This window comes from Pseudomonas sp. W2-17, from assembly GCF_041060445.1.
Lineage (GTDB): Bacteria > Pseudomonadota > Gammaproteobacteria > Pseudomonadales > Pseudomonadaceae > Aquipseudomonas.
The window spans coordinates 21,782-33,666 of sequence record NZ_JAUFNS010000024.1; the positions used below are offsets into that span (position 1 = coordinate 21,782).

The 11,885-nt window shown below is 58.5% G+C and carries 10 protein-coding genes; all 10 read left to right on the top strand.

Annotated features, from left to right (window positions below; translation table 11 throughout):
* The first annotated feature begins 332 nt into the window (after positions 1-332).
* The 10 genes from mobA (at position 333) to QWI20_RS23220 (ending at position 11,860) form a co-directional block, all read left to right on the top strand.
* Positions 333-662, top strand: a complete 330-nt coding sequence (gene mobA / locus QWI20_RS23175) for a plasmid mobilization protein MobA (protein ID WP_369307439.1) — start codon at positions 333-335, stop codon at positions 660-662.
* Between the two features lie 10 nt (positions 663-672).
* A complete protein-coding gene (gene traI / locus QWI20_RS23180) occupies positions 673-2,610 on the top strand; it encodes a TraI/MobA(P) family conjugative relaxase (RefSeq protein ID WP_369307392.1) in 1,938 nt (645 codons plus the stop codon).
* A 101-nt stretch (positions 2,611-2,711) separates the two neighbouring features.
* On the top strand, positions 2,712-3,110 hold the full coding sequence (locus QWI20_RS23185) for a TraR/DksA family transcriptional regulator (RefSeq protein ID WP_369307393.1): 399 nt from the start codon (positions 2,712-2,714) through the stop codon (positions 3,108-3,110).
* Between the two features lie 300 nt (positions 3,111-3,410).
* Positions 3,411-4,166, top strand: a complete 756-nt coding sequence (locus QWI20_RS23190) for a LexA family protein (RefSeq protein ID WP_369307394.1) — start codon at positions 3,411-3,413, stop codon at positions 4,164-4,166.
* 738 nt (positions 4,167-4,904) lie between these two features.
* Entirely contained in the window at positions 4,905-5,465 is a 561-nt protein-coding gene (locus QWI20_RS23195; protein WP_369307395.1) for a toxin co-regulated pilus biosynthesis Q family protein, read from the top strand.
* A gap of 20 nt (positions 5,466-5,485) precedes the next feature.
* Positions 5,486-7,234 carry a hypothetical protein gene (locus QWI20_RS23200; protein WP_369307396.1) on the top strand — a complete coding sequence of 583 codons (1,749 nt, stop codon included), beginning with the start codon at positions 5,486-5,488 and terminating at the stop codon, positions 7,232-7,234.
* A complete protein-coding gene (gene pilO2 / locus QWI20_RS23205; RefSeq protein WP_369307397.1) occupies positions 7,234-8,526 on the top strand; it encodes a type 4b pilus protein PilO2 in 1,293 nt (430 codons plus the stop codon). The genes QWI20_RS23200 and pilO2 overlap by 1 nt, the downstream gene beginning before the upstream one ends.
* On the top strand, positions 8,513-9,070 hold the full coding sequence (locus tag QWI20_RS23210; RefSeq protein WP_369307398.1) for a hypothetical protein: 558 nt from the start codon (positions 8,513-8,515) through the stop codon (positions 9,068-9,070). The genes pilO2 and QWI20_RS23210 overlap by 14 nt, the downstream gene beginning before the upstream one ends.
* A gap of 13 nt (positions 9,071-9,083) precedes the next feature.
* A complete protein-coding gene (locus QWI20_RS23215; RefSeq protein ID WP_369307399.1) occupies positions 9,084-10,796 on the top strand; it encodes a GspE/PulE family protein in 1,713 nt (570 codons plus the stop codon).
* Complete coding sequence (locus QWI20_RS23220) at positions 10,793-11,860, top strand: type II secretion system F family protein (protein ID WP_369307400.1); 1,068 nt, start codon at positions 10,793-10,795, stop codon at positions 11,858-11,860. The genes QWI20_RS23215 and QWI20_RS23220 overlap by 4 nt, the downstream gene beginning before the upstream one ends.
* Positions 11,861-11,885: the final 25 nt, after the last annotated feature.

Consider the following 11,885-nt stretch of genomic DNA (forward strand, 5'->3'; position numbering starts at 1 on the left):
CACGCACAGAAAAAGTGTGGTGGGCATTGAGCCGCGCAAATCCCTCGCAGAGCGTTTTTCGATGATTTAAGCATCGGCCCCTATGCGCTTAGAGAGCCCCCTGAACGCACCGCGAAGCCCAACCACCCACCACCGCAGCCGCTTCTCTGCTTTGGCCCTAGGCGGCCTTGATCCTAAATGCTAGGCTAGAGGCTAAATCGAGGTCAAAAGATATGACCGGAAATGTTTTGTACGGACGGCCCGCACGCGGTCCATCCGACAAAACCCGGATCAGGGCTCCGCCCCGACACCCCTACCGCGTTCAGTCAGTTGAGTTAGGTCGAGTTAAAACCATGTCAAAAAGCACAGCGCGCCAGGCAACAGCTCGGTTTGAGATTCGCTGCAACGAGGAGGATGCAGCGTTGATCCGAGAGAAAGCGCTGGCTGCCGAGATTTCGGTTTCCGATCTGATGCGCAGTGCGGCTTTGGGTCGCAAGATCAAGACACCGACCGACAAGAAGTTGATGGCTGCACTGCTGCAATTGGGCGGGTTGCAGAAACACCTGTTCAACCAGATGCAAGACGGGATGACGACCGATTTGAGTAAGCAATTCTCTGACGTGTTGGTCGCCATTCGAAATGCCGTCAACGCCATCGATCTTTCTCAGACTCGCATCAAGTAGCCCGTCATCCATGAACGTCATCATCCCTCCGAAACGCGGCGATAAAGGCACCAGCTTTAACCGGCTGGTGAGCTATATCAGCGATCGGGCGGACAAGCCCAAAGACGATGACGAGGTGTCATCAACTGCTCGGCCCAGCGCATCACGCAGCAAGAAAGCGATGTTTGATCGACTGGTTGGCTATGTTGAGCGCGACGAGGGCAATGACCGAGCTGTGGTGATCACCGAGGTGTTTCCGGATGGGCGTCAGCGCGTGATTAGTGGTGGTGTTTCCTGCGAGACTAACTGTTTCTCTTGGGAAACAGCGGCTGCAGAAATGAACATGGTTGCCGCACAAAACGTTCGCTGCATCGATCCTGTCTACCACTTCATTCTGTCCTGGCGTGAGAACGAGGCGCCGACGGATGCGCAGATCTTCGAGTGTGCCGAGTACAGTATTCGTCAGGTCGGCATGGAGGGTCACCAGTACGTGACCGCCATTCACCAGGACACGGATAACACGCACTGTCACGTCGCAGTGAACCGAGTAAATCCGGTGACGTACAAGGCTGCCAATCTGTGGAATGACGCTGACACGCTGCAGAAAAGCTGCCGTGTCCTGGAGCGCAAATATGGATTCATCCAGGACAATGGCAGCTGGGAATGGGGCGTTAATGATCAGCTCACGCGTGCGCCTTACCGGTTTACGCGTGCCCCTCGCGATGCTGTGCCTCTGCAGGTCTATTCAAACACCGAAAGTCTGTATCACTACGCCGTTGAGCATGTCAGAGATGACATCTCCAGGATGCTGGACACCAACTCCATCACATGGGAAAAAGCGCACCGGACGCTGCACGATCGCGGGTTAGGATTACGCGAGCAAGGCGACGGCCTGGTGGTTTACGATTACCTCCGGCCTGAGACCAGTCCTGTCGTTAAAGCGTCCTCGGTGCACGTTGCCCTGACTAAGGGAAAGCTGGAGCGGCACATCGGTAAGTACCAGGGCCGGCCGTCGTTCGCGACCGAGGATTTTGACGACAGCGACAGTCATATCCTGATGCGCTCGACTTACCAGCCTGGCCTTGAGCTGCGTGATAAGGCAGCACGATTTGATCGCCGGCAGGCGAGGGCAGAAGCGCGCCTGGATCTGAAGATGCGCTATCAGCGTTATCGCGACGGCTTCATACGGCCAGAGCTGAATGTGCTGGCGAGGCAGCGAGAAATCGCTGATCACTTCCGCGCCATGAAGGCGACTGTTCGTGACAAGCATCGTGACCCGACTATGCGCAAGCTGATGTACCGCGTCGCAGAGTTTGAGCGGATGAAAGCGATGGCCGAGCTGCGCATCCAGTTGCGCAAAGAGCGTCAGGATCTGGCCGACAAGGGACTGGCTCGGCCGATGATCTATCGGACGTGGGTTGAGCAAGAAGCACTGGCGGGTGACGTGGCGGCGGTGAGTCAGTTGCGTGGTATGGCGTATCGGGAGAAGCGCCAGGCTAAGCGCAACGAGCGTGACATCGACCGGGTGATTCTGTGCGGTGTGGCGGACGATTCACCCATCCTGGATCAGGAGACTCATACTGCATTGGTGCGACGTGACGGGGCAGTCGCCTACATGCGCGATGGCGTGGTTGGTGTTATCGACGATGGACAAGCGGTACGGGTATCGCGGCGTTTCGAGGATTACTCGAACGACGCGAACTTCGACTTGGCCGTTGCAGTGGCGAGTTTCAAAAGTCGCGACCAGGTCATTTTCAAGGGGGATCAAGTTTTCGTGGAAGATGCGCTAGCGACCCTAAGCCATTTCAACAGCCAATACCCTGGAAGCCGATTGGAGCCAACTGATTTCTTCCAGCGTCAGTCCTTGGAAAGTTACCGCCAAGCTGAACGCGATAGCCCACAGGTGATTTCTACGCAGGATGATCCTGAATCACCTTCACCTAATCCTCCATCCTACCCACGTCCGTAACAGACTTTCGTGATTGGCCGTGCTCCACCGGAGCGTGGTCTCCACGAGGCCGAATTGTCGGTCTCGAACTCTAATCCACCCCGTTCACTCAGGATTCCCGAATGATTACTTCTGACGACCTTCTGGCTCAGCCGTACGATGACTATATGAACGATCAGCAGTTGGCTTTTTTCAACGACCGGCTCTTATCCAAAGCTCAGGATCTGCGTGATCGCCTGAATGCCCACCAGCATGATGTTGAGATTGAACGGCATCCGGATGAAGCAGATTTTGCTTCAGATGAGGAAGAGCGGGCAGTGACCGTCAAGATGATCGAGCGCGATAGGGTCACCTTGGGTCAGGTGAGCCATGCACTCGAGTTGATTCGTCAGGGTGACTATGGGTTTTGCAAGGAGACCGGCGAGCCGATAGGGCTACAGCGTTTGCTGCTGGTACCTGAATCGGTCTACTGCGTAGAGTCGATGCGTGTGATTGAAGCCAAGGGCAGGCATCAAATATAGTCACGTGGCTCGGCTCAGCTTCGAACGAATCGCGGTGCATGCTTGATGCCTTGCAGGATCGCATCAGCGCTGTGGAAGGAAGGTTAAAATCTCTCCGGATACAGGATATGGATTTCATCAATAAGGCCTGCGAAGACCTTACTTAGACATTCCGCCATAGCAGCAGATGCCCGCTGCTCACCGCGCTCGATCCGCGACAAATTGCCTGAGTCTAGCTTCAGATCGCTGATTGCTGATGCTCTGGCGCACACCTCTTCGAGCGTCCATCCACTGTCAATCCGTGCCTTTCTAAGCGGGCTCATGAAAATCCTACCAAAAAAAATTAATTCTGCGATTAGAGCAAACCAATTACAACTACGTTCTGCGTTTGGCGCTTTGCGATATGCGCAAGGCATTAGGAAAATCTGCGTCATGGATATAGGACAGATCATCAGACAAGCACGTAAAGCGAAGAAGCTCTCTTTAGAGCAGCTTGCGAACGAAGTTGGATCCGATACTGGCAATCTTTCTCGGCTTGAAAGAGGTCAGCAAAACACGACCCCCGCTAAGCTCAGACAAATACTCGCCTACCTGGAAATTAAGCTCACTGATGTTCAATTATCTAATCCTAAAGATTCAGAAACAGCTAACGTTGAAATGGCGCTGCAGCCCGCAAGACCACCAAGGTCGTACCCGCTGATCAGTTGGGTACAAGCAGGTGAGGCGTCAGAGTCTCCAGGGCGAATCGGAGAGTCGCACCGAATGATCGAGTCAACAGAAAACGCAGGCCTAGACGCATATTGGCTCACGGTCAGTGGTCACTCAATGACATGTGTAGGTAATCCTAGCTTTCCTGAAGGCTCGTTCATTCTGGTGAGACCCGATGCTGAAATCATAAATGGCAAGTACTATGTAGTAGAAATGCTGGACTCAGGCGATAAGACTTTTAAGCAATATGTTGAAGACGCCGGATACAGTTACCTTCGTCCTTTGAACGATAAATACAGGACCATCGAAATCGATGGGAATTGTAAGTTCTTGGGACGAGTGATTGATGCCAAGATGTCTGGTCTGTAACCTCTCTCTATCCTTCGTTACATCAACTGCTAGCCCCGCTTATTTCTAAAACGCCCTTGTTATCTGCGTAGCCGCAGAAAACAAGGGCGTTTTTGCTTTTACCTACCTCTGTTCATCTCTCCTCGGCGGTCGTCCGCCATTTGTCACACCTAGAAATCTGCGATTGACGCAGAAAAAAGTGATGTCATACTGCCCGTAAATCTGCCTAAAACGCAAATTAATTAGTGGCGCCTGATTTTGGGCGCGTCTGCCGAATAGTCATCGGCTGGAAGCAAGGCAGCGATGGATCGGCCTTAATGGTCCAGAGGGTTGGCAACTGACCCAGGGTGCGCAGCGTAAAGCCCCAAACAAGTTTTCTGGCGGACAGGGTCGCGGTCGGAGTTATTACTGTTGAGCTCTAGCTCTTCTGAGGGCAGAGCTTCGCTTGATCGGCTTCGATCGAGGCCTATCAAGGAAGCTTCAACCATTCACCCCCCGCCTATGACTGTTCATACCGGCGCCGATAAGAGGCACCCCATGCGAAACCCCCTGCTATTAGCGGCAGCCGTTGCGATCGTTTCTGGCTGTCAGACCGCTCCACCCATTGACCAGGTGCCCGCATCGCAGATGATCGATGATCAGATTGCGCTCAGTGCATCCACCATCAGTCAGGCGCAGATGCGTTTGCATCAAACGGCCTCGCCGGCAACAGCTCCAGCTGCGCAATCGGCTGCACCGGTGCCGGCTAGATCAATCGCAGTGGCTACTGCCGTTAAACCGGCTGCCGCGCCGATCGTAGTGATGCCAGCTCCGGCACCTGCGCCAAAGATCGTTGAACTGGTTCAGCCTTACAGCCGGCCTAGTCCAGCCGCGCAGATCGTTGCCGATGCATTGAAGCCGTCCTCACAAACGAAAAGCCCGGTGGTTTCTGCTGCCTCCTCGGCATCTACTTCCCCTGTAAAGCCCAGCTCCACCGCAGTGCCGACGAAAATCAGCCCTGCCGCTGCGGTGCCGGCTGTCGTGGTGGCCAAGGTCACTCCACCGCCTAAGCCCATTCCCGAGCAGTGGGTGCTGAACACCTCTGACGTCACGTTGCGCCGCGCCCTGGGTAAGTGGGCCGCCAAGGCAGGCTGGCAGCTGGTGTGGGACGCCTCGGTCGATGTGCCGATCAACGTCACTGCCACGTTTGAAGGTGACTTTCGCTCTGCTGTGAAACGCTTGTTCCAGTCGCTGTCCGCCGCTGACGTCAACCTGACCGGCATGCTCTACGCCGGCAACAAAGTCCTTCGCGTCACCGAGTCCGGTCGCCGCGCTCAATAAAACCCTGGAGTTAAACCCCTATGACTTCGTACTTGAAACGAAGCCTTGCCGTGGCCGTTGCACTGGCACTATCCGGGTGCGGCGCGATGACCGAACGCGACGGCATTCGCGGCGCCTCGGTGGAAGGCAACCAAAAGGTGCAGGACAGCCTGGCCCGGCTGCGCCAGGAAGATCTGCTGCGCAGCGCGGCGGTGCGTGAGTTCGACGGCGTATGGCTGGGCGGCAAGACGGTCAAGGTGTCACGCGACGCCGAGCTGCCGGCAGTGTTCAGCCAGCCGATCCGCTTCTCGTTCCCGGACAAGCCCACGCTCAACGTGTTTGCCGATCGGATCAGCAAGATCACCAACTTGTCGGTGCGGGTCAGCCCTGATGCCCTGGTGCCCATCCAGGTGTTCACCGCGCAGCGCATGGGCTCAGCCGGTGGCTCTGCCATGCAGTCCGCCACGCCGGTGGCCATGAGCGTTCCCTTGAGCGGCACGCTTGGGCAGTCGGTGCCGAGCCTGGCCTCGCTGTCCGGCATGGGCGGTGGTGGTTATACGGCGGTGCCCCAGGGCGATGCCGTTTCCCGATCGTTCTTCATCGACCAGGCCAGCCCTGCCGGTGCGACCTTGAGCGAACTGCTCGATCAGAAGACCGCTGAATACGGCGTGGGCTGGGATTTCAAGGACGGCATCATCCAGATTTCGCGCCTGGTGACCCGCACCTACCAGATCGCCACGATCACCGACGTCAACAATCTCAACAGTACGATCGCCAAGACCTCGACCACGGGCGGCAGCGACAGCGGTGGGGATTCCGTGGCGAAGGAGGCCGGCAAGGTCTCTTCCAATTCGGATGTCTCGGCGAAAATGACGGCCGACATTGATGTGGTGAAGAACCTCAAGGTTGCGATCCAGGGCGCGCTGACACCCAACAACATCGGCAAGTTCTCGGTCTCTGACTCAGGCGTGGTGACGGTTACCGACACCCGCGAGGTGCAGGAACAGGTCGAGGAGCTGATCAATGCCGAAAACAGGTCGGTCAGTCGCCAGGTGCGCATGCGCATGCAGATCATCGACCTGACGGCGACCACCAACAATGACCTGGGCGTGAACTGGGCGTGGCTGATCAACGACGCCACGTCGCGTTGGAACGTCAACCTGTTCTCCCCGGCGGGCCTTCCTGGTGCTTCCACCGGCTTCGGGCAGATCGGTGTCATCCGCAATGGCGACAACTCGACCACCTCTGCGTTTCTGCAGGCGCTGGCCACGGTCGGCAAGGTCAATGTCCGCAAGGATGAAACCTACCCGATGATGAACAACCGGCCGTTGTCGGTTGCCAGCACGGAAAACTTCATCTATCCGGCGCGTTCCAGCTCCGCGTCCTCCAACGGCACGGGCAACAACACCACTGTGGTGCCAGGCGTTGAGCCCGGCCAGCTGACCACGGGCACCTTCCTGAACATGCGTTCCTCGATTCAGCCCAATGGCTCAGTCATCGTGCAGTTCTCGATGGATGCCTCGATGCGCGGCGTGACCAACACCTACGTCAACAACGGCGTCACGCTGCAATACCCGCAGTCCACGGCCAACCAGTACCAGATCTACACCTCCATTGTAAAAGGGGAGACGGCGGTGCTGGCCGGCGTGCAGAACATCCAGCAGCAGGGAACCGACAAGTCGTTTGACGGGCAGCTGACGCCGCTGTTGGGCGGCGGTGTGGCCAGCTCATCCACGCAACGCGCCGTGCTGATCCTTCTTACGCCACAGGTCGTGGAAGGGGTGAACTGATGCTGACCCAATTGCAGGTCCCGGGGTTCGGCACCGCACTGATGGGGCTGGACTGGTTGACGCTGCCAGGCCTTGACGGCATTCGCGACGAAATCAAGCAGCTGGGCCGAGGCGCCGATGCTGCATGGGAGTTCGTCTGGAAGGGTAAGGGGCAGGGCGAGAGTTGCGTGGCCCTGGTATCACGTGCCATGAGCAAGAAACGGCCCGTTGCAGCGGCTGCACTGTTGCGTGCCGCTATCAGCGAAGATCAATACCTGACGCTGATCGAGATCGGCGAGGACCGGCTCTGGCTGTTTGCCGCGCAGGACGGCGTGCCGATGCCGCGTACGGATCGCGTAGGACCGGCCAGTGAGGTGATGAGGCAAGTCAGGGACGTGCTCAACCGCTTCTCCAATCCTGCAGAGCTGCCGATCTACACCGATCAGCAGGTGCTGCTGGAGCCATTGCCTCATTCGCTGGATGTGCGGCACCTCTCTCTGCAGACGCTCGGCCACTCGCTGCACAAGCGCGATTTCACCAAGGCAGCGTTTAGCCGGCACACTTCGCTGCCGGTTATTCCTTTGCTGCTGTGTCTCGCGCTGTTGGCAGGTGGGTGTGCCTATTACGTCTACCAGCTGCAGGCCGAAGAGACCGCACGCCGGGATGCCGCTCTGGTTCGGGAGCAGGCCATCGCGCAACGCAAGCTGGAGCTGGCCAACGCGGTTAACGCGGCGATTAACGCGACCGTGCCAGCACGACTCTCCGTGCCGGCGTACCTGGAGACCACGAGGGATCTGAAACGCCTGCTGGAAGGCTGGCGATTGACCGGTCTTGAGTGCGCCGCATCGACGTGCACGCTGATCTATCAGGCGCAGGCGTTCGCGACCTGGGCCGGCTACCTGGCCGCCAAGCCCAAAAGCTGGCCGGCGCCGATCTTTGACAGCGACACACAGAAGGTCACCCAGCCGCTGCCCGTGGAGCTGCCGTCCAGTCCGGCGCGCACGGTTGAGTCCTTGCCTCCCCGCGATGCCATCAACCAGAAGCTGGGCAACCTGGCTCAGGTCTCCAAGGTGCTTGGCGTCACGTTGACCCTGCCTTCGGTCTGGGCACGGGTCGCCGGCAATGCAGCCGCCGCCGTGCCGGAAGACAACTGGATACCCATGATCGGGACGTTCAGCGCATCAGGATCTGCAGTGCTGCTGCAGGACTTGGCGGCGCGGTTGCCCGCGACCAGCGGCGTATCCAGCGTGACGTTCAAACTCGATGACCCACTGACCTTTGAATTGAAGGGGACCGTATATGCCAACCCGTAAATTTGCCTGGTGTTTGCTGTTGCTGCCGTTGGTGGCCATGGCCGACGAAACACCACTGCTCGACAGCGGCACCGATACATTTGGCCGGCTGCTGACCAAACAGGCTCAGCTGCTCGACTCTGAAATGGATCTGCGCATCCGAGCCAATCAGAACAGCGGCAGTGCCGCAGCCTCGGTTTCAACCAACCCGTTGCCGGGCTCCAAACAGGAGGTCACGGAAGGGGAACCCACGGTGGAAGCCATCTGGGGCCTGGCCGGAAAGGAGGTGGCGGAAATCAGCTACAAGGGCCGGCGTGTGCCGGTGTCGATGCAGGAGCCCTACATCTCCAAAGTCGATGGCTGGAAGCTGGACAGCATCCAGCAGTACCAGATCCAGCTGGTGCGCACGGATGGCCGCAAGGTCGTGCAACGCAAAACCATCCTGCTGGACTGGATGGGCGGGCAGGGCGGTCAGGCCATGACGTCAGCCCTCGACCCCGCTGCTGTTCCAGGTGCCCCGCTTGCACCACTTACCCCTTCCATCACCGCGCCGCTGATGCGCTGATCCTGGAGTCGCCATGTCGTCCAAAGATACGAAAGACACCAAGCAAGGCGGCGGTCTGAAATTGTTCGGAAGCCGTCGCGAGAAAAACACGCCGGCCCTTGAGGACGCGGCGCAGCTGCAATCCCGACTGGTTGCGGCCATTCGCAAGCACCCGCGTCTGCGTCAACGTGATGAGCTTCCAGCACATCGCTCCACGATCAGCCAGACGCACGGCGTTGCCGGCAATGATCTGTCCCTGGTGGCCGTGCTTGACCTGGGCAACCGTGAAGCGCTGCTGCTGGTGTCGGAACAAGCCTTGGGCCAGCGCCTGCACCTGGATCTGCGCAGCCGGCTAATCACGGCGGGTTATGCCCTGGCCCAGGAGCGCCTTGCCGATGTGTCATTGATTGCTGCGGTGAACCAGGCCATCAACGGCGCTCTGGCGGACAACAAGGCCAGTGATGCCCACTCTATTGTGGAAGAGCTGATTCACGCGGCGATCGAGGATCAGGCCACGGACATTCACCTGTGCTGCCGTGACAAAACGGGCAGGGCGCTGTTTCGTGTTCACAGCCGCTTGTTCCCGTACCAACAGTACAGTGCCGAGACGTGCAGCCAGATGGCCGGTTACCTGTACACAGAGCTGTCCGACCCCAAAACGCGCAGCCATAACACTTTTTCGATGGAAAAGAAGTCGCTGAGCTGCATGGTCACGACAAGGGTTAACGGTACGCTGTACAAGCTTCGCTACAAGTACATCCGGATGGTTGATGGCTGGGACGTCATTATCCGTCTGTTGCCCGTGGAGACGCATAACCAAGTCAGCAAGACCTTTGCCGATCTGGGGTACGAGAAGTCCCAGATCAAGTTGTTGACTCAGTGTGTATCACGCACCATCGGGCTGATTGCGTTTCTCGGCCCTACCGGGTCGGGCAAATCCACCGCGCTCAAAGTCAGTATGGAAGCCGATCCCAACCGTATGGAGCGCAAGCGCTACTCCGTCGAGGACCCGGTGGAATACAAGATCTTCGGCGTGTCGCAGATTTCCCGGCAACACGACGATCACGAAGGCGCTGAGGACAGTATCAAGTCGCAAAACGGCACCTTGCTGGACATCCTGCGCGGCGATCCCGATGAGGTCATGGTGGGTGAAACCCGCGACGCTTCCACGGCAGCGATCGTGGCCGACTTCGTGATGACCGGACACAAGCTCTACACCACCTTGCACACCTCGTCCGGTTTTGGCGCGATCCTGCGTCTGCACCGGCTGGGCCTGGACCGGCATGTGTTGGCCGATCGGCAGTTCCTGTCAGCCCTGGCGTTTCAACGGCTACTGCCGGTGCTGTGTGAACACTGCAAAGTGCCTGCTGCAGAGGTGCTGCCCGAAGCCAAGCTGCAGCTGCTGCAGGAGAAGTTTGGTCTGGACCCGGCATCGGCACGCTGCTCGGTCCAGGGCGACTGCTCGCACTGCAAGGGCCGTGGTATTGCGGGTTCCACCGTGGTCGCCGAAATCATTGCGCCCGATAAGGTCATCCGCCAGATGATTGCCGATGGCAAGGATGATCAGGCCGAAACCTACTGGCGGCAGAGCCGTGGCGACACCCGCTTTGACGATCCGGACATGACCGGCAAGACGGCCTATGAGCACGCGCTCTACAAGGTTTCGCAGGGATGGATCGATGTTCGGGATCTGGAGCGTGAGTTCGAATCGCTGGAAAGCTACGAGCTGGCCGAGGCGTCGGTATGAATCTGGCGTTCAAGTGGTCGCGCTGGCTGTTCAACTTTTCGGGCGACTCACGGCGGGAGTTCTACGAGGACTTTGCCTCGGCCTTGCGCGATGACATGGGCGGCCCCGAGCGGTTGAAAAAGATGGCTGCACGGGCGCGCAAGCGGCATACCGGCTGGGCGCCTTTGTATGAGCACTGGTTGCGCAAGATGAAACGTCAGTCGTTTGCGAACGCGCTACAGCATACGGTGCCGGATTATGAGGTGATGGTGCTGGTCGCGGCAGAAGAAGACGGGCGACTGGAGGACGCCATGGACTACCTGGCCAAATCCCTGCGCCTGTCGGCCAAAATCTCCAGCGCCTTCTTTACCTCCCTGGTGTCGCCTGTGGCCGCGGTTGTTACGCTGCTGGGCTTCTTCCTGACGTACGCGCTGGTCATTGCACCACAGAACCTGGAGATATTGCCGCTGGATAAATGGCCGGCGTTGAGCCAACTGCTCTACACCCTCTCCCAAGGGTTAGTGGATGAAGGCATTGCTCTGGGCGTTGGGGTGATTGCGCTGGGCTGGCTGGTGGCCTGGAGTCGCAGCCACTGGAGCGGCAGGGTGCGCCGGGTCATTGATCGGATGCCTTTGCTGCCCTGGCGCGGTTATCGCGAACGCCAGGCCAACAACCTGCTGGTGTCGTTGGCCATCCTGCTGCAATCGAACAACCACGGCCCCAAGGAAGCCCTGGAGCGCATGCGCTACTTCTCAGGACCTTGGATGAACGAGCATCTGCGCGACATGCTGGCCCGCCTCAAAAGAGCCCCGGACGAGCCGGCACGTGCACTGACCAGCACCGGTCTGTTCCCCGTGCACATGATGGACCGCATCGAGGACTACGCCGAACGCCGTGACTTCACCAGTGCCCTGCTGACGTTGGCCTTTGATCAGGCCGACAAGCAGGTGCAGCGTGCTGAACGTCAGGCGGTGGTCAGCGGCCTGCTGGCGATGCTGTTTGTCGGCGGCGTGATTGGTTTCATCGTGCTGGCCAACTTCGAATTCAATCAGGCCGTGGAAGCCTACATCCAGAACGTTCGCTAGACCTGACCTGCTTCAACCTTCGTTA

Bases quoted from the DNA above. Each gene is read 5' to 3' on its own strand.
- pilO2 (WP_369307397.1), top strand. From the start codon at position 7,234: ATGCTGACCCAATTGCAGGTCCCGGGGTTCGGCACCGCACTGATGGGG.
- QWI20_RS23215 (WP_369307399.1), top strand. From the start codon at position 9,084: ATGTCGTCCAAAGATACGAAAGACACCAAGCAAGGCGGCGGTCTGAAA.
- QWI20_RS23220 (WP_369307400.1), top strand. From the start codon at position 10,793: ATGAATCTGGCGTTCAAGTGGTCGCGCTGGCTGTTCAACTTTTCGGGC.
- mobA (WP_369307439.1), top strand. From the start codon at position 333: ATGTCAAAAAGCACAGCGCGCCAGGCAACAGCTCGGTTTGAGATTCGC.
- QWI20_RS23185 (WP_369307393.1), top strand. From the start codon at position 2,712: ATGATTACTTCTGACGACCTTCTGGCTCAGCCGTACGATGACTATATG.
- QWI20_RS23190 (WP_369307394.1), top strand. From the start codon at position 3,411: ATGAAAATCCTACCAAAAAAAATTAATTCTGCGATTAGAGCAAACCAA.
- QWI20_RS23210 (WP_369307398.1), top strand. From the start codon at position 8,513: ATGCCAACCCGTAAATTTGCCTGGTGTTTGCTGTTGCTGCCGTTGGTG.
- traI (WP_369307392.1), top strand. From the start codon at position 673: ATGAACGTCATCATCCCTCCGAAACGCGGCGATAAAGGCACCAGCTTT.
- QWI20_RS23200 (WP_369307396.1), top strand. From the start codon at position 5,486: ATGACTTCGTACTTGAAACGAAGCCTTGCCGTGGCCGTTGCACTGGCA.